The organism is Ramlibacter ginsenosidimutans, from assembly GCF_016654015.1.
GTDB classification, from domain to species: domain Bacteria; phylum Pseudomonadota; class Gammaproteobacteria; order Burkholderiales; family Burkholderiaceae_C; genus Ramlibacter; species Ramlibacter ginsenosidimutans.
On the sequence record NZ_JAEPWM010000001.1, the window covers coordinates 454,394 to 474,233 of the forward strand.

Annotated in this window: 17 protein-coding genes; 7 read left to right on the plus strand and 10 right to left on the minus strand. The window is 69.5% G+C overall.

Annotated features, from left to right (window positions below; translation table 11 throughout):
- Positions 1 to 15: 15 nt before the first annotated feature.
- Genes JJB11_RS02305 through arfB form a run of 4 tightly spaced genes read left to right on the plus strand, consistent with a single transcriptional unit; the run spans position 16 to position 3,402 of the window.
- Positions 16 to 426 carry a DUF2231 domain-containing protein gene (locus JJB11_RS02305; RefSeq protein WP_201166283.1) on the plus strand — a complete coding sequence of 137 codons (411 nt, stop codon included), beginning with the start codon at positions 16 to 18 and terminating at the stop codon, positions 424 to 426.
- A complete protein-coding gene (locus JJB11_RS02310) occupies positions 423 to 1,742 on the plus strand; it encodes a PQQ-dependent sugar dehydrogenase (protein WP_201166284.1) in 1,320 nt (439 codons plus the stop codon). The genes JJB11_RS02305 and JJB11_RS02310 overlap by 4 nt, the downstream gene beginning before the upstream one ends.
- Before the next feature lie 26 nt (positions 1,743 to 1,768).
- Positions 1,769 to 3,004 (plus strand): FAD-dependent oxidoreductase, encoded by a 1,236-nt coding sequence (locus JJB11_RS02315; protein ID WP_201166285.1) that lies wholly within the window; start codon positions 1,769 to 1,771, stop codon positions 3,002 to 3,004.
- Positions 3,001 to 3,402, plus strand: a complete 402-nt coding sequence (gene arfB / locus JJB11_RS02320) for an alternative ribosome rescue aminoacyl-tRNA hydrolase ArfB (protein ID WP_201964554.1) — start codon at positions 3,001 to 3,003, stop codon at positions 3,400 to 3,402. The genes JJB11_RS02315 and arfB overlap by 4 nt, the downstream gene beginning before the upstream one ends.
- Before the next feature lie 12 nt (positions 3,403 to 3,414).
- Here arfB and ligD read toward each other — a convergent pair whose 3' ends face one another.
- Positions 3,415 to 4,650, minus strand: coding sequence for a non-homologous end-joining DNA ligase (gene ligD / locus JJB11_RS02325; protein WP_201166286.1), 1,236 nt, complete (start codon positions 4,648 to 4,650; stop codon positions 3,415 to 3,417).
- 118 nt (positions 4,651 to 4,768) lie between these two features.
- On the opposite strand from ligD, the gene JJB11_RS02330 reads away from it, so the two are divergent.
- Positions 4,769 to 6,409 carry a peptide chain release factor 3 gene (locus JJB11_RS02330; protein ID WP_377370765.1) on the plus strand — a complete coding sequence of 547 codons (1,641 nt, stop codon included), beginning with the start codon at positions 4,769 to 4,771 and terminating at the stop codon, positions 6,407 to 6,409.
- Positions 6,410 to 6,429: 20 nt separating this feature from the next.
- Positions 6,430 to 7,224 carry an HAD family hydrolase gene (locus JJB11_RS02335; RefSeq protein WP_201167008.1) on the plus strand — a complete coding sequence of 265 codons (795 nt, stop codon included), beginning with the start codon at positions 6,430 to 6,432 and terminating at the stop codon, positions 7,222 to 7,224.
- A gap of 6 nt (positions 7,225 to 7,230) precedes the next feature.
- On the opposite strand, the gene JJB11_RS02340 is transcribed toward JJB11_RS02335, so the two are convergent.
- The 4 genes from JJB11_RS02340 to uvrA all read right to left on the minus strand — a co-directional run bounded on the left by JJB11_RS02340 (position 7,231) and on the right by uvrA (position 15,991).
- The gene (locus JJB11_RS02340; protein WP_201166288.1) at positions 7,231 to 8,040 is read right to left on the minus strand and encodes a gamma-glutamyl-gamma-aminobutyrate hydrolase family protein; all 810 of its coding nucleotides are present in this window, start codon (positions 8,038 to 8,040) and stop codon (positions 7,231 to 7,233) included.
- Positions 8,037 to 8,813: a gamma-glutamyl-gamma-aminobutyrate hydrolase family protein gene (locus JJB11_RS02345; protein ID WP_201166289.1), complete on the minus strand. Its 777-nt coding sequence runs from the start codon at positions 8,811 to 8,813 to the stop codon at positions 8,037 to 8,039. The genes JJB11_RS02340 and JJB11_RS02345 overlap by 4 nt, the downstream gene beginning before the upstream one ends.
- 150 nt (positions 8,814 to 8,963) lie before the next feature.
- Positions 8,964 to 10,010: a histone deacetylase family protein gene (locus JJB11_RS02350; RefSeq protein WP_201166290.1), complete on the minus strand. Its 1,047-nt coding sequence runs from the start codon at positions 10,008 to 10,010 to the stop codon at positions 8,964 to 8,966.
- Between the two features lie 74 nt (positions 10,011 to 10,084).
- Positions 10,085 to 15,991, minus strand: a complete 5,907-nt coding sequence (gene uvrA, locus JJB11_RS02355) for an excinuclease ABC subunit UvrA (protein ID WP_201166291.1) — start codon at positions 15,989 to 15,991, stop codon at positions 10,085 to 10,087.
- A 169-nt stretch (positions 15,992 to 16,160) separates the two neighbouring features.
- Between uvrA and JJB11_RS02360 the strand changes: the two genes are divergently transcribed.
- Positions 16,161 to 16,469: a hypothetical protein gene (locus JJB11_RS02360; RefSeq protein WP_201166292.1), complete on the plus strand. Its 309-nt coding sequence runs from the start codon at positions 16,161 to 16,163 to the stop codon at positions 16,467 to 16,469.
- Positions 16,470 to 16,611: 142 nt separating this feature from the next.
- Here the strand turns inward: JJB11_RS02360 and JJB11_RS02365 are convergent, their stop codons facing one another.
- From JJB11_RS02365 to JJB11_RS02385, 5 genes are read right to left on the minus strand one after another with little or no spacing between them, the layout of a single operon-like run.
- Positions 16,612 to 17,253 (minus strand): 2-hydroxychromene-2-carboxylate isomerase, encoded by a 642-nt coding sequence (locus JJB11_RS02365; protein WP_201166293.1) that lies wholly within the window; start codon positions 17,251 to 17,253, stop codon positions 16,612 to 16,614.
- Entirely contained in the window at positions 17,250 to 17,474 is a 225-nt protein-coding gene (locus JJB11_RS02370; protein ID WP_201964556.1) for a DUF1289 domain-containing protein, read from the minus strand. The genes JJB11_RS02365 and JJB11_RS02370 overlap by 4 nt, the downstream gene beginning before the upstream one ends.
- A complete protein-coding gene (locus JJB11_RS02375) occupies positions 17,471 to 17,995 on the minus strand; it encodes a YbaK/EbsC family protein (protein ID WP_201166294.1) in 525 nt (174 codons plus the stop codon). Before JJB11_RS02375 ends, JJB11_RS02370 begins: the two co-directional genes overlap by 4 nt.
- Positions 17,977 to 18,906 carry a hydroxymethylglutaryl-CoA lyase gene (locus JJB11_RS02380; protein ID WP_201166295.1) on the minus strand — a complete coding sequence of 310 codons (930 nt, stop codon included), beginning with the start codon at positions 18,904 to 18,906 and terminating at the stop codon, positions 17,977 to 17,979. The genes JJB11_RS02375 and JJB11_RS02380 overlap by 19 nt, the downstream gene beginning before the upstream one ends.
- Before the next feature lie 3 nt (positions 18,907 to 18,909).
- On the minus strand, positions 18,910 to 19,830 hold the full coding sequence (locus JJB11_RS02385) for a 2-hydroxyacid dehydrogenase (RefSeq protein WP_201166296.1): 921 nt from the start codon (positions 19,828 to 19,830) through the stop codon (positions 18,910 to 18,912).
- Between the last annotated feature and the right edge of the window lie 10 nt (positions 19,831 to 19,840).

Here is a 19,840-nt window from a genome sequence, read left to right on the forward strand (position 1 = left end):
AATACGGAGAACAGCATGACGCTCTACCGGACGATCTTTCCCATCCCCATCGTCTGCTTCCTCGCTGCCCTGGTCAGCGACATCGGCTACGCATCCAGCGCCAACCTGCAGTACCTGCACTTTTCCGAATGGCTGATCGCCGCCGGCCTGGCCGTCGGGGCGCTCGTCGCGCTGGTGTTGCTGGTCGTCGTCGTCGCGAATTCTGCGATGCGCACACGGCCCGGCTGGATGCACCTGGTGCTGTTCTATGCGGCCCTCGCGGTCGAACTCGTGAACGCGTTGGTGCACACCATCGACGGGTGGACCGCGGTGGTGTGGAACGGGATGATGCTGTCCGTCATCGGCACGATCCTCGCGCTGGCCGCCGCAGCGACCCTGCGCGCCGCACCGCTCGCCTGGACCGGCCACCGGGAGGTGCGGGCATGAAAGCACGCGTCTTCCTCCTCGCGTCCGCCACCTGCCTGCTGCTCGCCGCTTGCGGCAGCCGGCAGGACCTCGACAAGGCAACGCAGTACGGCCCCGACCCGCAGCTGCCCGAGCCTTCGCGCGGCCTGTTGCCGCGCATGCGGGTGCCCAAGGTGATCGGCTGGGCCCAGGGCGAAACGCCGGCGGTGCCGCCAGGCTTTCGCATCGAGGCGATCGCCACCGGGCTGTCGAACCCGCGCAACGTCTACCCGCTTGCGAACGGCGACCTGCTGGTCATCGAGTCCAGGAAGACGGCGAAGGAACCGATCGAGCGTCCGAAGCGCCCGGTGATGGACTGGGTCGAAGCGCGCGCGCACGGCGGCAGCGGCGGCAACCAGCCGAGCAACCGCATCCTCCTGCTGCGCGACACCAACGGCGACGGCAAGCCGGATGCGCAGAGCGTGCTGATCGACCACCTCGACGCTCCCTTCGGCGTGGTGCTCGTCGGCGGCGCGCTCTACGTCGCCGACACCGACGCAATTCTCCGCTTCAACTTCAAGGCGGGAGACAGCGCGGTCGCCGGTCCGCCCACCAAGGTCATCGACCTGCCCGCGGGCCCGATCAACCACCACTGGACCAAGAGCCTGACGGCGAACGCCGACGGCTCGAAGCTCTATGTCGGAGTGGGATCGAACAGCAACGCCATGGAGCGCGGCGTCGAAGCGGAGACCAACCGCGCCGCGATCTGGGAAGTGGATCCGGCCACCGGCGCCTTCTCGGTGTTCGCGCACGGCCTGCGCAACCCGAACGGCCTGACGTTCTACCCGGGCAGCGACGTGCTGTGGGCCGTCGTCAACGAGCGCGACGAACTCGGCCCCAACCTCGTTCCCGACTACATGACCTCGGTGAAGCGGGGCGCGTTCTACGGCTGGCCGTACAGCTACTGGGGACAGCACGAGGACCTGCGCGTGCGGCCGCAGCAGCCGGCGCTCGTCAAGGCCGCCATCAAGCCGGACTACGGGCTGAGCTCGCACGTCGCGCCGCTGGGCCTCGCGTTCTACACCGGCACCTCGTTTCCGGCGCAGTACCGAGGCGGCGCCTTCGTGGGCGAGCACGGCAGCTGGAACCGTCCGGAGCTGAACGGCTACAAGGTCGTCTTCATCCGCTTCGAGAACGGCCGCCCGGTGGGCCAGCCGCTGGACTTCATCACCGGATTCGTGAAGGACGGCCAGGCGCGCGGGCGCCCGGTGGGCGTCGCCGTGGACCGGACCGGCGCGCTCATCGTCGCCGACGACGTCGGCAATACCGTCTGGCGAGTGACCCCTGCGAGCCCCTGACGCCGGTCTGGGCCTACGATGCGGGGATGGCTGACGTCACCCCGCTCACCACCCAGTGCTGCATCGCCGGCGGCGGCCCCGCCGGCCTGATGCTCGGCTTCCTGCTCGCCCGCGCGGGCGTGGACGTGATCGTGCTGGAGAAGCACAAGGACTTCCTGCGCGACTTCCGCGGCGACACGATCCATCCTTCCACGCTGACCATCCTGCAGGACCTGGGCCTGCTCGAGGAATTCCTGAAGCTGCCGCACGACGAGATCAGCGAGCTCAGCGGCGACGTGTACGGCACCGTGGTCACGCTTGCGGACTTCCGCCACGTGCCGGCGCCGCGGCCCTTCCTGGTGCTGGTGCCGCAATGGGACTTCCTGGACTTCATCGCCGACCACGCGCGCAGGCTGCCGCGCTTCCACCTGCTGATGGAGACCAAGGCGGAACGCGTCGTCGAGGAGAACGGCCGCATCGTCGGCGTCGAAGTGAGCCAGGGCGAGCGCCGCTTTCGCATCGCTTGCGACCTCCTCGTCGCCGCCGACGGCCGCCACACGACCATCCGCGAGAGCGCGGGGCTGCAGGTGAACGACATCGGTGCGCCGATCGACGTGCTGTGGTTCCGCGTGCCGCGCGACGCCGAGCGGCACCCGAGCCGCACGGGCGGCATCCTGCGCCCCGGCGCGATGCTGGTGATGCTCGATCGCAGCAGCTACTGGCAATGCGCTTTCGTGATCCCGAAAGGCTCCATGGACAAGCTGCAGGCCGAAGGGCTGCAGCGTTTCCGCGAACGCATCGCCGCCGTCGCCCCCTTCCTCACGCCGGAACTCCAGGCGCTCGCGAGCTGGGACGACATCAAGCTGCTGGGCGTGCAGATCACCGACCTGCCGCACTGGTCGCGCCCGGGCCTGCTGTGCATCGGCGATGCGGCGCATGCGATGTCGCCGGTGGGCGGCGTGGGCATCAACCTGGCGATCCAGGATGCCGTCGCCGCCGCCAACCTGCTGGCCGACCCGCTGCGCGAGGGTCGCCTCACCACCCACGACCTCGAGCGCGTGCAGAAGCGGCGCCGCTGGGCCGCTCGCGTGACCCAGCGTGCGCAAGTCGCCGTGCAGGACGAAGTGCTCTCGCCGGTGCTCGCGCGCCAGGATGCGCCGCAGGCGCCGCCCCTGGCCGTGCGGATGCTGCAGCGCTTTCCGCGGCTGCGCCGCCTTCCCGCGCGGCTGGTGGGCATCGGCGTGCGGCCGGAGCGCGTCGAGACCGGCCCCGCGCACGGATGATGGCCTCGCTGCTGCGCGAAGACGAAGTCGAATTCAGCGCCATGCGCGCCCAGGGACCGGGCGGGCAGAACGTCAACAAGGTGTCCAGCGCGGTGCACCTGCGCTTCGACATCCGCGCGTCCTCGCTGCCGGCGCACGTGAAGGAGAAGCTGCTCGCGCTGCCGGGCCGGCGCGTGACCAAGGACGGCGTGCTCGTGCTCAAGGCGCAGACGGCCCGCAGCCAGGACCAGAACAAGGCGCTGGCGCTGGAACGCCTGGAGGAGATCGTGGCGGAAGCCGCGCACGTGGAGACCGTGCGCAGGCCAACGAAGCCGACTTACGGCTCGAAGCAGCGGCGACTGAAGGAGAAGTCGGTGCGCGCCCAGGTGAAGGCCAATCGCGGCCGGGTCGAGGACTGAAGGCAGCCGTCCTCAGGACGGCTTGTCGGTCTTGGTTTTCGGCCGCAGGCGCGCGGGCACGTGTTCGAGATTGATGCGGACGCGGTAGGACAGCGAAGAGCTGCCCCGCATGCGATCGACCAGCACGTCGGCGGGCTCCAGGTGCGCAGCAGCCTTGGGATGCTTTGCTTTCCAGGCATCGGCGGCGGCGATGGCCTCGGCTTCCCGCTGCGTGTGCGCGATCTCGATCAGCGGCTTCTTCACCCGGCTCGCCGTCGACGGCGGCGCGCGGCGCGGCTCGTCCGCACCCTTGCGGTAGTGCGGCGGCCAGGGCGCGTCGCCCTGCCCTTCGGCCTCGTGGCGGCGCGACAGTTCCAGCAGCGGCTCCAGCGAACAGGGCTTGGCATCGATCTCCGCGTGCGGATCGCCGATGCGGGCGAAGCGCGACGGCATCGTGTGCAGCGTGAAGTCCGCAGGGTTGCACTGCGCCAGCTCGCGCCAATGCAGCGGGGCGGACACGCGCGCATCGGGCTTCGGGCGCACCGAGTAAGCCGAGGCGACGGTGCGGTCCTTCGCGTTCTGGTTGTAGTCGACGAAGACGCCCTGCCGCTCCTCCTTCCACCACTTGCTGGTGGCGAGACCCGGTGCGCGTCGTTCCACTTCGCGCGCCAGCGCCAGCGCCGCGCGCCGCACCTCGTCGAAGGTCCAGCGCGGCTGGATGCGCACCAGCACGTGCAGGCCGCGCGAGCCCGAGGTCTTGGGCCAGCCCTTCAGGCCCAGTTCGGTCAGCAGTTCGTGCACCACTCCGGCGACCTGCACGATCTGCGGCCACTCGACGCCGGGCACCGGGTCCAGGTCCACCCGAAGCTCGTCGGGATGGTCCAGGTCTTCCGCGCGCACCGGATGCGGGTGCAGCTCCAGGCAGGCGAGATTGGCCATCCAGGCCAGGTCCGCGGCGTGGCGCGGCACCACTTCCTCGGCGCTGCGTCCCGAGGGGAAACGGATCTCCGCCACCTCCAGCCAGTCCGGCCGCTTCGCCGGTGCGCGCTTCTGGAAGAAGAACTCGTCCGCGATCCCGTTCGGGTAGCGCACCAGGACGCAGGGCCGGCCGCCCGCGCCGCGCAGCGCCCCGTCCGCGACCGCCAGGTAATAGTTCACGAGGTCCAGCTTGCGCACACCCGCCTCCGGGATCAGCAGCTTGTCCGGGTGCGTCACCAGCACCTTGCGGCCGCCAATCTCCAGCGTCACCTCGTCCTTTGCCTGCGCCATGGGAACAAAGTACACCGGCGTGGGACAATACGGGGTCAGACACGGCCGTGCGTGCAGCGCGGCAGTCCTGTCATGGCGGCCATGCTCCAGCATGGCCGCGTGCTTTCCGGAGTCTTCTTTGTCCGCATCGCCCCTGGCCGCCGAAGTCCGGCGCCGCCGCACCTTCGCCATCATCTCCCACCCCGACGCGGGCAAGACCACGTTGACGGAGAAGCTGCTGCTGTTCTCCGGCGCGATCCAGATCGCCGGCGCCGTCAAGGGCCGCAAGGCCTCGCGCCACGCGACCTCGGACTGGATGGAGATCGAGAAGCAGCGCGGCATATCGGTCGCCTCGTCCGTGATGCAGATGCTGTACCGCGACCACGTCATCAACCTGCTGGACACGCCGGGCCACAAGGACTTCTCCGAAGACACCTACCGCGTGCTGACGGCGGTGGACGCGGCGCTGATGGTGATCGACGCGGCCAACGGCGTGGAAGCGCAGACGCGCCGACTGATCGAGGTCTGCCGCCAGCGCGACACGCCCATCATCACCTTCGTCAACAAGATGGACCGCGAGGTGCGCGAGCCGCTCGACATCCTCGACGAGGTCGAGCGCGAGCTGGGCATGCCTTGCGTGCCCATGACGTGGCCGGTCGGCAAGGGCAAGCTGTTCGGCGGCATCATGAACCTGCGCAAGCAGGCGATGACGGTGTTCGAGTCCGGCAGCGAGCGCCGGCCCGAGGAGTTCGACACGCTGCCGCTGGCCGACGCCGCGCAGCTGCGGCAGCGCTTCGGCGTCGAATACGACGCGGCCGCGGAAAGCATGGAGCTGGCCGCCGGCGCCTCGCCGGAATGGGACCATGCGGCCTTCCTCGCGGCAAAGCAGACGCCGGTGTTCTTCGGCTCGGCCGTCAACAATTTCGGCGTGATGGAAGTGCTGGACGCACTGGTGGACCTGGCGCCCGCGCCGCAGCCGCGCAAGAGCACGGCGACGGTGAACCGGCAGCCGGTGGAACGCATCATCGAGCCCGACGACCCGGCTTTCTCCGGCGTCGTGTTCAAGGTGCAGGCCAACATGGATCCCTCGCACCGCGACCGCATCGCCTTCGTGCGCATGGCCTCGGGCAAGTACACGCCCGGCATGAAGCTCAAGGTGCAGCGCACGGCCAAGGAGCTGCGGCCCACCTCCGTCGTCACCTTCCTGTCGCAGCGGCGCGAGGCGGTCGACGAGGCCTATGCCGGCGACATCATCGGATTCACCACGCACGGCGGCGTGCAGCTGGGCGACACCATCACCGACGGCTCCGTCAACCTGCAGTACACGGGCCTGCCCTTCTTCGCGCCGGAGCTGTTCCAGGTGGTGGTGCTGAAGAATCCGCTGCGCACCAAGCAGTTGCAGCAGGGCCTGGCGCAGCTCGGCGAAGAAGGCGCGATCCAGGTGTTCCGTCCGCACGTGGGCGGCCCCATGCTGCTCGGTGCGGTCGGCCAGCTGCAGTTCGAGGTGGTGCAGCACCGGCTGAAGACCGAGTACGACTGCGACGTGCGGCTGGAAAGCTGCCCCTACACGGGCGCCCGTTGGATCACCGCCGACACGCCGGCGGAACTGAAGGCCTTCACGGATGCCTACCCGCAGCGGCTGGCGCTCGACGCCGCCAATGCGCTCGCCTTCCTGTGCACCTCGCCGTACGACGTGCGGCTGGCGCAGGAGCGCTTCCCCAAGATCCACTTCCACCTGCTGCGCGAGCACGCGGGCCTGGCCCTGCAGAACGCCGGCTGATGCGCAGCGGCACGGCTTCGATGCAGCCGCTGGCGTCGTGGCCCGCGGCGGCGCGCGCAGGGCTGGTCGGTGTGCTGACCGACATCGACGACACGCTCACGACCGAGGGCCGCATCACCGGCGATGCCTTGCAGGCGCTCGGCGATCTCGCGCGCGCCGGACTGCACGTGATCCCGATCACGGGCCGACCGGTCGGCTGGAGCGAGCCCTTCGCGCTCGCGTGGCCCGTGGACGGCATCGTGGCGGAGAACGGCGCAGTCGCCCTCGCGCGTACGCCGCCGGCGGGCGCGCTGCGCAAGCTGTACCAGCAGGATGCGGCGGAGCGCGCCGCCAACTGCGTGCGCATGCAGCAGGTGGCGCAACGCATCCTGCGCGAGGTGCCGGGCGCCACGCTGGCGCGCGACAGCGCCGGGCGCGAGACCGACATCGCGATCGACCACTCCGAGTTCGCGCACCTGCCGCCCGAAGCCGTCGCGCAGGTCGTCGCCCTGATGCGGGCCGAAGGCATGAACGCCACCGTCAGCTCGATCCACATCAACGGCTGGTACGGCGCCCACGACAAGCTGGCGGGCGCGCGCTGGGCAGTCCGCGAACTGCTGGGCCGCGATCTCGACGCGGAGCTGGCGCGCTGGGTCTATGTCGGCGACTCGACCAACGACGTGCTGATGTTCCAGCATTTCCCGCACAGCGTGGGCGTCGCGAACATCCGTCGCTTCGAGACGCAGCTCGCGCACAAGCCCGCGTATGTCACCGGCGGCGAGCGGGGCGCGGGTTTCGCGCAGGTGGCACAGGCCATCCTCGCCGCACGGCGCTAGCTGCGTTCAGGCTGCGACCGGCTGCAGCGCAACCGGCCGCTGCTCGGTGCGGCGCGCAAGACGCTCCCAGCACGCGCGCTCGAACGCACTCATGATCCGCCCGTAGGCCGGATGCCAGCGCCAGCCCCACTCGGGGTGGAACTGGAAGCCCCAGCAGAAGCTTTCCTCGTCGTGCCAGCGGAAGGCTTCCACCAGGCCGTCGTCCGCCCTGGCCTCGGCGACGAGTCCCTCGCCCAGCCGGTTCGCGCCCTGCGAGTGCAGCGAGCTGACGGGGAAGCGTCCCATCTGCGTGATGCGCTCCAGCGCGCCGCGCGGCGTGCAGCTGACGAAGTGGCGCTCGACGTACTGCTCCTCGAGGTTCTCGTCCGGATCCTCCCAGTGCTTGTGCATGTCCGGCAGGTCGCGCAGCCACTGGTGCAGGCTGCCGCCCAGGGCGGTGTTGATGTCCTGCGAGCCGCGGCAGAAGCCGATCACGGGAATGCGCCGCGCGATGCCGAGCCGGACCAGCGCATGCGCCAGCTCGTCGCGTTCGGTGTCGTACTGGAACTCGGGGCGGGCCGGCTCCTCGCCCCAGTAGCGCGGATGGACGTTCGTGTCGGACCCGCCCAGCAGGATGCCGTCGACGTTGGCCAGCAATTCCTCGACCCGTTCGAGCGGGGCGCGCGGATAGCACATCGGCTGCAGGCCCATGTTCAGCATGGTGCGCTGGCCGCCTTCGTCCATCACGGTATAGAGCTGCGTGTGGCCCGAGGGGTTGGTGAGCAGGCGGTGGCTGGCCACCACCCAGACGGTCGGAACGCGCAAACTGCCGGTCATCGATCCTCTTCTCTCTGTTGATCGCGGTGGTCGCGGCAGGCCTGCGCAAAGGCCTCCAGCGTCCGCTCGTAAAACGGATGTTGCGCATGGCGCCACTCCGGATGCCACTGCACGCCGTACGCGAAGGCTTTCGCACCCCGCACCCGCACGCCTTCGACGAGTCCGTCCGGTGCATGCGCCTCGGCGACCAGGCCTTCGCCCAGCCGCTTCACGCCCTGGCCGTGCAGCGAGTTCACGCGTGCGCGGGTGCCGCCAGCCCACTCGGCGAAGCAGCTGCCGGGCTCCAGCAGCACGTCATGGCGTTCGGCGAACTGGAGGTCGAGCGCCGCGTCGTGCGGTTCGCGGTGATCCAGCATGCCGGACTCCGCGTGCACGGTCTGGTACAGGCTGCCTCCGAGCGCCACGTTGATTTCCTGCAAGCCGCGGCACACGCCGAACAGCGGCACCGCGGAGGCTATCGCCTGCCGCACGAGGTTCATCGTGAGCTTGTCACGGCGCGGATCGAGCAGGTCGGTCGGCAACGCGGTCGCACCGAAGTGCGTGGCGTCCACGTTCGACGGCGAGCCGGTGAGCAACACACCATCCACCAGCGGCAGCAGGCACGGTATATCGGACGCCTCCGCCATCGGGAACAGCACCGGCTGCAGCCCCAGCTCCGTGACCGCCATGGCGTATCGATCCGCGAGCACGGTGTAGCCGCCCGGATCATCGAGGTCCAGGTTGCGGTGGCAGGCGGGCAGCCACACGAGCGGCTTGTGGGGAGCGTTCGGCATGCGAAGGGTCTCGCTGCCATGGTGCCAAGCCCGCTGCGGCCGCGCTGGCCGCGCAAGCGCTTGAGCGCGTCAGACGCAGCCGACGCCGGGTTCCGTTCAGCCTCAGCCTCAGCCTCAGCCTCAGCCTCAGCCTCAGCCTCAGCCTCAGCCTCAGCCGGCGCGCGAGAGGAAGCCGTCCAGCACGTTGGCGGCGTTGACGCCCACCTCGGCGACCGCGTAGCCGCCCTCGAAGACGAACAGCGTCGGCAGCGCGCTCGCCGCGATGTCCTCGCCCACGCGCAGGTAGTCCGCGCTGCCGAGGCCGAAGCCGGAGATCGGGTCCAGCGCGAAGGTATCGACGCCCAGCGAGACGACCAGCGCGTCGGCCCCGAAGCGCGCGATCGCGTCCAGGGCAACGGCCAGCGTGTCGCGCCAGCGCGCGAAGCCAGTGCCGCGCGGCAGCGGCAGGTTGAGGTTGCAGTCCAGGCCCGCGCCGGCACCGCGTTCGTCCCCGTAGCCCAGGAAGTACGGGTACTCGGTGCGCGGATCGCCATGCACGCTGGCGAAGAACACGTCGCCGCGCTCGTAGAAGATCGTCTGCGTGCCGTTGCCGTGGTGGTAGTCGACGTCCAGCACGGCCACGCGCGCGCAGCCGCCGTCCCGCAAGGCCTGCGCAGCGAGCGCCGCGTTGTTGAGGAAGCAGTAGCCGCCGAAGAAGTCCGGGCCCGCGTGGTGTCCGGGCGGGCGCGTCAGCACGAAGGCGCTGCGCTCGCCGGCGAGCAGGGCGCGCGCTCCACCGACGGCGCACGCGGCGCCCTGCGATGCGGCCGCCCAGGTGCCCGCGGTCAGGGGCGAGCCGGCGTCGAACGAAAACAGGCCCATGCGCGCATGGAAGCTCGCCGGCAGCACGTCGCTGCGGAAGCCGCGGATCGGCCAGTACGAAGGAATGGCATCGCGCTGTGCGTTGGCCGCATCGAGCACCACCCACTCGTCCCAGGCGCCTTCCAGGAAGCGCAGGTAGCGGGGCGCGTGCACGCGTTCCAGCAGGTCGCGCGGAATTTCCGGCGGCTGCGCGATGCGGCCGAGCCCGCGTGCGCGCAGCTCCTGCAGCACATGGTCCACGCGCGCCGGCACTTCCACGCAGGGCACGAGCGCACCGCGGAACATCTCGTGGCGCCCGTGGTGCAAGGCATGGTGCTCGTTGTAGAAAACCTGCATGCGCGCATGCTAAGGCATGCCCGTACCGCCCCCGATCGCAGGAGGCGAGGCGCGCGAGCGCCCGCCGCCTTGCCTCAGGTGCGATCCAGGACCGGCTGCAGCACGCGGCCGGTGTGCGTCGCCAGCCGCACCACCTCTTCGGGCGGCGCGGCGGCGACCACCTTGCCGCCGGCGGAACCGCCGTCCGGACCCAGGTCGATGATCCAGTCGGCTTCGGCGATCACGTCGAGGTCGTGCTCGATCACGACCACGCTGTGCCCGCCATCGACCAGCCGGTGCAGCACGCGGATCAGCTTCTCCACGTCCGCCATGTGCAGGCCCACCGTGGGCTCGTCCAGCACGTAGAGCGTGTGCGGCGCCTTCTGGCCGCGGCGCGTGACGTCGTCGCGCACCTTGGACAGTTCGGTCACCAGCTTGATGCGCTGCGCCTCGCCGCCCGAGAGCGTGGGTGAAGGCTGACCCAGCGTGAGATAGCCCAGGCCGACATCGCGCAGCAGTTGCAGCGGATGGCTGATGTTGGTCATCGCAGCGAAGAACTCCACGGCCTCGTCCACCTCCATCTGCAGCACGTCGCCGATGCTCTTGCCGCGCCAGGTGACCGCCAGCGTCTCCGGATTGAAGCGGGCGCCGTGGCAGGCCTCGCAGGGCACCTTCACGTCCGGCAGGAAGCTCATGCCGATGGTGCGCACGCCCTGGCCTTCGCACGTGGGACAGCGGCCCTCGCCCGTGTTGAAGGAGAAGCGGCCCGGCCCGTAGCCACGGGCGCGTGCCTCCAGCGTGTCCGCGAACAGCTTGCGGATGGTGTCCCAGAAGCCGATGTAGGTGGCCGGGCAGGAGCGCGGCGTCTTGCCGATCGGCGTCTGGTCCACCTCCAGCACGCGGTCGATGGACTCGTAGCCCTCCAGCGACCGGCAGCCGATCCACCTGGGATGCTTGCCCGCCGCATCCGCGTCGCGGCCGGCCTTGGTCGAGCGCTGCTGCACGACCGCCTGCACGTTCGCGAGCAGCACGTCGCGCGCGAGCGTGGATTTGCCCGAGCCGGACACGCCCGTGACCACCACCAGGCGCCTGAGCGGCACGTCCACGTCCACGTCGTCGAGGTTGTGCAGGTCGGCGCCCTTCAGGCGCAGGAAGCCGCCGTTGCCGCTCTGCGCTGCCGGAGGCACCGATGCCGCCGCCAGGCGCGCCAGCAGCGACTTGACCTTCTTGCCCCGGGCCACCGGCTTGGGCGTCTCGAGGAGAGGCACCCCGGGCGGTTCGCGATCGAGCATGGGATCGACGTCGCGGCGCGGCTGCAGCGGATGCTTCATCGCGTGCAGCAGGTAGCGGCCGGTGAGCGACTCCTCGTTGGCACTGATCTCCGCCGCCGTGCCCTGCGCGATCACGCGGCCGCCGCGTTTGCCCGCGCTCGGGCCGATGTCGATGATGTGGTCGGCGCGGCGGATCGTGTCCTCGTCGTGCTCCACCACCACCAGCGTGTTGCCCTTGTCGCCCAGCTTGTGCAGCGCGTCCAGCAGGATCTGGTTGTCGCGCGCATGCAGGCCGATGGTGGGCTCGTCCAGCACGTAGCACACGCCCTGCAGGTTGGAGCCGAGCTGCGCGGCCAGCCGGATGCGCTGCGCCTCGCCGCCCGAGAGCGTCGGCGCGCCGCGGTCCAGCGTGAGGTAGTTCAGTCCCACTTCCTCCAGGAACTCCAGGCGCGACTTGATCTCCGGGATCAGGTCGCGCGCGATGCCCTGCTCGCGCGTGCTCAGCACGTCGCGCACCTGCAGGCTCTCGACCCAGCGGCGCACGTCGCGCACCGACAGCGCGGCGATGTCGGAGATCGGCGCCTTGTCGAACAGCACGGCACGCGCCTGCTTGTTCAGCCGCGTGCCGAGGCAGGAGGGACAGGTCTCGTCGGAAACGTCCTCGACCTCCGTCTCCGCGAAGGTCTGCTCGCGGCCCTTGTCGCCTTCGGCCGTGAGGATCGTGTCGTCGAAGGCCTTGCGCTGTTCGCGCGTGAGCTTCACGCCCGTGCCGACGCAATCCGGGCACCAGCCATGCTTGCTGTTGTACGAGAACAGGCGCGGGTCGAGCTCCGGATAGCTGGTGGCGCACACCGGGCAGGCGCGCAACGTGGAGAACACCTCCAGCTTGCCGATGCCCTGGTGCTTCGCCTCGCCCCGGCTGAAGGCGGTGCGCAGTTCGTCCAGCGGCGCGAGCACGTGCACCACGCCCTTGCCGTGCTCGAGGGCCAGCGTGAGCTTCTCGCGTAGGAGCGCCTCGTTCGCGGGCGTGACGTCCAGGTCGCAGATCGGCAGCTCGATCGTGTGTTCCTTGAAGCGGTCGATGCGCGGAAAGCCCGTCGTCGGCAGGAAGTTGCCGTCCACACGCAAGTGCGTGTAGCCGCGCGGGCGCGCCCAGTCCGCGAGCTCGGTGTACACGCCCTTGCGGTTCACCACCAGCGGCGCCAGCAGGCCGACGTGCTGGCCACGGTAGCGCTTCATGAGCTGCGCCACGATGCTGTCCGGCGTCTGCGGCCGCACCTCGGCGCCGTCGTTGACGCAGTGCTGGATGCCCAGCTTCACGTACAGCAGGCGCAGGAAGTGCCAGACCTCCGTGGTGGTGCCGACGGTGGACTTGCGCCCGCCGCGCGACAGCCGCTGCTCGATCGCCACCGTCGGCGGAATGCCGTACACCGCATCCACCTCGGGCCGGCCGGCCGGCTGCACGATGGAACGCGCATACGCATTGAGCGACTCGAGATAGCGACGCTGGCCCTCGTTGAACAGGATGTCGAACGCGAGCGTCGACTTGCCCGACCCCGACACGCCCGTGATCACGCTGAACTTGTTGTGCGGGATGTCGACGCTCAGGTTCTTGAGGTTGTGCTCCTTCGCGTTGACGATCTGGATCGCGTTCGGCCGAACCAATTTGGGGTCAGATTCCAATTTCGCCCGCGGTTCCGACGCCATCACGCCCAGCGTGGCGTCGTACTCGCGCAGCGCCTTCGCCGTATGCGAGCTCGGATGCTGCTTCACCTCCTCGGGCGGACCTTCGGCCACCAGCAGCCCGCCGCCGTCGCCGCCTTCCGGGCCCAGGTCGACCAGCCAGTCGGCCGCGCGGATCACGTCGAGGTTGTGCTCGATCACGATCAGCGAATGGCCTGCTTCCAGCAGCTTGCGCAGCGCGCGCATCAGCTTGGCGATGTCGTCGAAGTGCAGGCCCGTCGTCGGCTCGTCGAACAGGAACAGCGTGCCCCGCTTCGCCACGCCTTGCCGGCTGTGCGTCGCCGAGCGCGCCGCCTCGGCGAGGAAGCCCGCGAGCTTCAGCCGCTGCGACTCGCCACCCGACAGGGTCGGCACCGGCTGGCCCAGCTTCACGTATTCCAGGCCCACGTCCACGATCGGCTGCAATGCGCGGATCACGTCGCGGTCGCTCGCGAACAAGGCCGCGGCTTCGCTCACCGTGAGTTCCAGCACGTCGGCCACGTTCAGCACGCGCGGCTCCTTCTCGCCGATGGCGTGCCGCTCGATCGTGACCTCCAGGATCTCCGGGCGGTAGCGCTTGCCGTCGCAGTCCGGGCAGCGCAGGTACACGTCCGACAGGAACTGCATCTCGACGTGCTCGTAGCCCGAGCCGCCGCAGGTGGGGCAGCGGCCGTCGCCCGAGTTGAACGAGAACTTCGACCCGGTGTAGCCGCGCTGCTTCGCCAGCGGCGCGGTCGCGAAGATCTCGCGGATCGGATCCCACGCGCCGACATAGCTCACGGGATTCGAACGCGCCGTCTTGCCGATCGGCGACTGGTCCACGAACACGATGTCGCCGAGGTGGTCGGCGCCGAGCACGCGATCGTGCGCGCCCGGAGTCTCGGTCGCCCGGCCGAAGTGGCGCAGCAGCGCCGGCGCCAGGATGTCCTGCACCAGCGACGACTTGCCCGAACCCGAGACGCCGGTCACCACGACCAGCCGCTGCAACGGGAACTCCACGGACAGGTTCTGCAGGTTGTGCTCGCGCGCGCCTTCCAGCACGAGGCGCGGCGTCGAATCGGTCACCGCGCGCTTGAAGCCCATGCCGACATGCTTGCGCGCACCGAGGTAGGCGCCCGTGAGCGTGTCCGCGTGGCGCAGTTCGTCGACGGTGCCGTCGAAGACGATCTGGCCGCCCTTCTCGCCCGGGCCCGGTCCCATGTCGATGACGCGGTCGGCTGCCATCATCACCGCGGGGTCGTGTTCCACCACCACCAGCGTGTTGCCCGCGTCGCGCAGCCGCTGCATCGCCTGCGTGATGCGGCCCATGTCGCGCGGATGCAGGCCGATGCTGGGTTCGTCCAGCACGAACAGCGTGTTGACCAGCGAGGTGCCCAGCGCGGTCGTGAGGTTGATCCGCTGCACTTCGCCGCCGGACAGCGTGCGGCTCTGGCGGTCGAGCGTCAGGTAGCCGATGCCCACGTCCACCAGGTACTTCAGGCGCGTGTTGATCTCCTCGAACAGCAGCTTCAGCGCCTGCAGTTCGCCGACGCCCGCATGCGCTTCCGCCGCGGGCTCGACGCGGTCGAAGAAGCGACGCAGCCGCTCGATCGGCAGCAGCATCAGGTCGTGCACGGTGAGACCGGGCATGGCCTCGAGCTGTTCACGCGTCCACTGCACGCCGACGGGCATGAAGCGCTTCGCGGGCTCGATCACCGCGTCCGCGTCTTCCTTGCTGCCCAGGCGCCACAGCAGCGCCTCGGTCTTCAGGCGCGCGCCGCCGCAAGTCTCGCAGGGCGTGTAGCTCCGGTACTTGGACAGGAGCACCCGGATGTGCATCTTGTAGGCCTTGCTCTCCAGGTACTCGAAGAAGCGCTTCACGCCGTACCACTGGCGGTTCCAGTTGCCTTCGCGGTAGTTCGGCGCGCCGTGGATCACCCACTCCTTCTGCTCGGGGGTGAGCTTGTACCAGGGCGTGTCGCGCGGGATGCCGGCGGACTCCGCGTACTTCATCATGTCTTCCTGGGACTCGGCCCAGGCCGGCGTCTGGAAGGTCTTCACGGCGCCGGCGCGCAGCGTGAGCTTGTCGTTCGGAAAGACCAGGCCGTAGTCCACGCCGATCACGCGGCCGAAGCCGCGGCACACCTCGCACGCACCGACCGGCGAGTTGAACGAGAACATCGAGGGCATCGGGTCCGCGTAGCGGATGTCGGACTCGGGGCAGTGCAGGCCGGTGGAGAACTTCCACACGTCCTGCTCCCTCCCGCCCTGCGGGGCCACCTCCTGCTCCCTCCCCCCCTGGGGGAGGGCCGGGGTGGGGGCTGAGTCGCCTGCATAGACCGCGAGCCGGCCCGCACCGCGCTTCAACGCGACCTCGATCGCCTCGATGGCGCGCACCTTCTCCACGCCCTGGATGCGGAAGCGGTCCGCGACCACGTCGAGCACCTTGCGCGGGCCCGTCACCGTGGAGACTTCCCGTTCGGCCTGCACGCGCGTGAAGCCGCTCGCCGCGAGCCACTGCTCGATTTCTTCCGGCGTCGTGCTGGCAGGCAGTTCGACCGGGAAGGTCACCACCAGCCGCGGATCGCCTGCGCGCGTGCGCTCCATCAACTGCTCGTAGATGGTTTCGGGCGTGTCATGCCGCACCTGCAGCGCGGTCTGCCGGTCGAACAGTTGCGCGGCCCGCGCGAACAGCAGCTTGAGGTGGTCGTTCAGCTCGGTCATCGTGCCCACGGTGGAACGCGAGGAACGGACCGGGTTGGTCTGGTCGATCGCGATCGCGGGCGGCACGCCTTCGACGCGGTCGACGGCGGGCTTGTCCATGCGCTCCAGGAACTGGCGCGCATAGGCGGAGAAGGTCTCGACATAGCGCCGCTGCCCTTCGGCATAGAGCGTGTCGAACACGAGGCTGGACTTGCCCGAGCCGCTGGGGCCGGTGACGACGGTCAGCTCTCCGGTGTGCAGGTCGAGATCGAGATTCTTGAGGTTGTGCTGTCTGGCGCCGCGAATGCGGATCGAACCCTGGGACATGGAGAGAGGCCTTCCGGGAGCAAGGCGGAACATTCTACGGACGGGGTCCGATGCGCGTCGGCCAGCCGGTCCATATCCCTGTCTTACGACGGGCATCGGCGTCGTCCTACAGCCGCAGCCCCGAGGCGCAACCTATGTTGCGGGACCTTTCCCCCCACCGGTCCAGACCATGTCCGCCTGGAGCAGCTGGCTCAGCAGCCGGCCTTTCGAATGGCAGTTCCGCGCCCCACCCGCCGGCGTGGAAAACGTGCGTCACCAGTTGCTGGCTCTGCTGGACGACTGCGAGGGTTTCGAGGTCGACCGCCTGCGCTGGCGCCTGCACATGGCCGAACGCGCGCAGGAACTCTGGTTGCTGCGCGACGCGCTATTCCAGGTGGTCTCCAGCCAGCATTGCCAGTCGCTCGCCATGCAGCGCATGGAAGGCGTTGTGCCGGCGTTCCGGCAAGTGTTGCCGGCGCATCTGGTGGGGCGGGTGTAGCCTGCGCGTTTGGGTTCCCAGCTCGCTGGCGCTACGCTGGATCGCTGGGGTTCGCTTTGCTCACCGCCAGCCTACATGCCGTCGCGATGCGTGGGTGGACCCGTAGGCTGGCGGTGAGCCGCAGGCGAACCCCAGCTCGCGACTAGCTGCGCCGCGTCTGCCCCGCCGGCACGCGCGCGGCCTGATCCCACGCGTCCGTCGCGAACCACTCGCCGCCCTGCAGGTACTCGCGCAGCATCGGCAGCGCATCGAAGCCCCAGAACAACTTGCCATCCACTTCCACGGTCGGGACACCGAACAGCCCGCGCGCGATCGCTTGGTCGGTGTTGGCCTTGAGTTCGGCCTTCACTTCCTCGCCCGCCGGATCGCGCGTCGGTTGCAGTTGCGCGCGCAAGGCGTCCAGGCGCGCGGGGTCGGCCGCATCGGCGCCACCGCGCCAGGCGTGGCGGAACACCGTCTCGGCGACGTAGCGGTTCACCCGGCCATCGCTGCCGCACGCCACCGCGAGGCGCAGCAGGCCCAGCGGATTGAAGGGATGCGCCGCCGGCAGGTCCATGGGAATGCCATGCGCATGCGCGTTCCACAGCACCTGCCGGTAGGTCCAGTCGCGCTTGGGCGCGATCTCCGCCGGACCGAGCTGGCCGTGTTTCTTCAGGAAGGCGGCAAACAGCACGGGCCGGTACTCCACGGCGTAGCTAAGGCCCTCCAGCGAGCGCGGCAGCTCCTCGAAGGCGAGGTAGGCATACGGCGAGATGAAGTCCAGGTAGAAGGTGATCTGCTTCATGCGGGACCGACCCTTTCGACGAGGCAGCGCCAGACCTCGCGCTTCTCTGCGTCCGACATGCCGGACCACGCGGCGATCTCGTCCAGCGTGCGATAGCAACCCACGCACCAGCCCGTGCCCGGGTCGATGGTGCACACGCAGATGCAAGGCGAAGGCACGTAGGCGTCCGGCTCGAGTTCGGCCGCACGGTCGCGGATCAGCTGGGCCGCACCGAGACTCACGGGCGCGCGTCCCCGGCAGGCGCGACCGGCTGCTGCACGACGTCGGCCACCGGCGCACCCGTGAGCTTCTCCAGGTCCTGCGGCCGCAGCTTGAACACGCCATGCGGATGCCCGGCCGCTGCCCAGATCTCGTCGAAGCGGAACAGCTCGCGATCGATCAGCGTCACCGGCGCCTGCGCATGCGCGATGGGCGAGACGCCGCCGATGGAGAAGCCGGTGCGCGCCTTGACGAAGTCCGCATCGGCGCGGCCGGTCTTGCCGACGATCGCATCGACCTTCTTCTCGTCGACGCGGCGGTCGCCCGAGGCGATGACGAGCACGGCGGCGTCATCCGACTTGCGCCGGAAGATGATGCTCTTGGCGATCTGGCCGACCGCGATGCCGAGCGCGTCGGCCGCCTGCTGCGCGGTGCGGGCCGCGTCGTCCAGCATCACCGGCGCGTGCGGATGCCCCGCGTCCTGCAAGGCGCGGGCGACGCGCTGCACGCCCTCGGGCAAGGCACTCAGCTCGGCACCGCACATGCTTCGTTCATCCTCTTGGTCAGCAGCGCGGTGGCGGCGCGCGAATTCGGCTTGCGCTTCAGGTAGTCGCTGATGTACTTGCCGGCGTCGATCAGCTTGTCGAGATCGATGCCGGTCTCGATGCCCATGCCTTGCAGCATGTACACGACGTCTTCGGTCGCGACGTTGCCGGTCGCGCCCTTGGCATAGGGGCAGCCGCCCAGCCCGGCGATCGACGCGTCGTACTGCCAGATGCCCATTTCCAGGCAGGCCAGCGTGTTCGACAAGGCCTGCCCGTAGGTGTCGTGGAAGTGGCCGGAGACGTCATCGAGTGCGTAGTGCTTCAGCGCCGCTTCCATCGCAGCCTGCACCTTGCGCGGCGTGCCCACGCCGATGGTGTCGGCCACGCCGCAGTGCTGCACGCCGATCTGCTTCATCAGCCGCGCGACCAGTTCCACGCCATCGGGGCTCACCTCGCCCTGGTAAGGACAACCGACGGCCACCGAGATCGCGCCGCGCACGTGGATGCCCTTCGCGCGCGCCGCCTCGACCACGGGGGCGAAGCGTTCGATGCTCTCGGCGATGGAGCAGTTGATGTTGCGCTGGCTGAACGCTTCGCTCGCCGCGCCGAACACCACGATCTCGTCCGGCTTCGAAGCGAGCGAAGCCTCGAAGCCCTTCATGTTGGGCACCAGCACGGAATAGCGGACGCCGGGCTGGCGCCGGATCCCCGCCATCACCTCCGCGTTGTCGGCCATCTGCGGCACCCACTTGGGCGACACGAAGCTGGTGACCTCGATCTCCTTCAGGCCGGCGTCCTGCAGCCGGTGGACCAGCTCGATCTTCACCGCTGCCGGCACGGGCTCCTTCTCGTTCTGCAGACCGTCGCGGGGACCGACGTCGACCAGTTTGACTCGATGGGGATAGGCCATGTCTCAGTATCCTTGGTTCCGGTCAACCACGCCGGCGATGGGTTCTCCGGTTTCCAGCGCGCGGATCTTGCGCGCGATCTGGGCGATGCTCTCGTCGCGCAGCGTGCGCGCCGAGGTGTGCGGCGTCACCGTGATCTTCGGATGACGCCAGAACGGATGCCCTGCCGGCAGCGGCTCCGTGCGGAACACGTCCAGCGCCGCCCCGGCCAGGTGGCCCTCGTCGATCAGCTCGAGCAGGTCCTGCTCCACGAGGTGGGCGCCGCGCGCGACGTTGATGACGTAGCCGCCCGGCTGCAGCCGCGCCAGGTTGCGCCGATCCAGGATGTTCTCCGTCTCGGGCGTGAGCGGCAGCAGGTTGACCAGCACGCGGCAACGCGCCAGGAATTCCGGCAGTTGCGCCGCGCCCGCGTAACACTCCACCCCCGCGAACTCGTGCGGCGTGCGGCTCCAGCCGCGCACGGGGAAGTCGAAGGCCTGCAAGGACTGGATCACGCGCCGCCCCAGCACGCCCATGCCCAGCACCCCCACCGGGAAGTCGAGCCGGTTGCGCGGCTTGCGGAAGGCCCAGCGCGCCTGCGCCGCCTCGGCCTCGTACGCGTCGAATTCGCGGAAGTGGCGGATCACCGCGTGGCACACGAACTCCGCCATCTGCACCGACATGCCGGCATCGTCCAGGCGCACGAGCAGCGTGTCCGCCGGAATGCGCAGCTTCAGCAGGGCGTCGACGCCGGCGCCGATGTTGAAGATGCCGCGCAGGCGCGGCTGTTCGTCCAGCAAGGCTTGCGGCGGAGCCCAGACCACCGCGTAATCGGCCTGCGGCGCGCCCGGGCGCCAGGCCTCCACGGTGGCGGCCGGAAGCGCCCTGACGAGCCCGTCGACCCAGGGCTCGTTCTTCATGTCGGTACAACAGACGGTGATGCGCATGGGCTTATTG

Excerpts from the sequence above, each read along its gene's own strand:
- JJB11_RS02365 (WP_201166293.1), bottom strand. The coding sequence starts at position 17,253 with ATGAAGCAGATCACCTTCTACCTGGACTTCATCTCGCCGTATGCCTAC.
- arfB (WP_201964554.1), top strand. The coding sequence starts at position 3,001 with ATGATGGCCTCGCTGCTGCGCGAAGACGAAGTCGAATTCAGCGCCATG.
- JJB11_RS02380 (WP_201166295.1), bottom strand. The coding sequence starts at position 18,906 with ATGGCCTATCCCCATCGAGTCAAACTGGTCGACGTCGGTCCCCGCGAC.
- ligD (WP_201166286.1), bottom strand. The coding sequence starts at position 4,650 with ATGGCGCAGGCAAAGGACGAGGTGACGCTGGAGATTGGCGGCCGCAAG.
- JJB11_RS02345 (WP_201166289.1), bottom strand. The coding sequence starts at position 8,813 with ATGCCGAACGCTCCCCACAAGCCGCTCGTGTGGCTGCCCGCCTGCCAC.
- JJB11_RS02340 (WP_201166288.1), bottom strand. The coding sequence starts at position 8,040 with ATGACCGGCAGTTTGCGCGTTCCGACCGTCTGGGTGGTGGCCAGCCAC.
- JJB11_RS02305 (WP_201166283.1), top strand. The coding sequence starts at position 16 with ATGACGCTCTACCGGACGATCTTTCCCATCCCCATCGTCTGCTTCCTC.
- JJB11_RS02335 (WP_201167008.1), top strand. The coding sequence starts at position 6,430 with ATGCAGCCGCTGGCGTCGTGGCCCGCGGCGGCGCGCGCAGGGCTGGTC.
- JJB11_RS02315 (WP_201166285.1), top strand. The coding sequence starts at position 1,769 with ATGGCTGACGTCACCCCGCTCACCACCCAGTGCTGCATCGCCGGCGGC.
- JJB11_RS02375 (WP_201166294.1), bottom strand. The coding sequence starts at position 17,995 with ATGTGCGGTGCCGAGCTGAGTGCCTTGCCCGAGGGCGTGCAGCGCGTC.
- JJB11_RS02385 (WP_201166296.1), bottom strand. The coding sequence starts at position 19,830 with ATGCGCATCACCGTCTGTTGTACCGACATGAAGAACGAGCCCTGGGTC.
- JJB11_RS02360 (WP_201166292.1), top strand. The coding sequence starts at position 16,161 with ATGTCCGCCTGGAGCAGCTGGCTCAGCAGCCGGCCTTTCGAATGGCAG.
- JJB11_RS02350 (WP_201166290.1), bottom strand. The coding sequence starts at position 10,010 with ATGCAGGTTTTCTACAACGAGCACCATGCCTTGCACCACGGGCGCCAC.
- uvrA (WP_201166291.1), bottom strand. The coding sequence starts at position 15,991 with ATGTCCCAGGGTTCGATCCGCATTCGCGGCGCCAGACAGCACAACCTC.
- JJB11_RS02310 (WP_201166284.1), top strand. The coding sequence starts at position 423 with ATGAAAGCACGCGTCTTCCTCCTCGCGTCCGCCACCTGCCTGCTGCTC.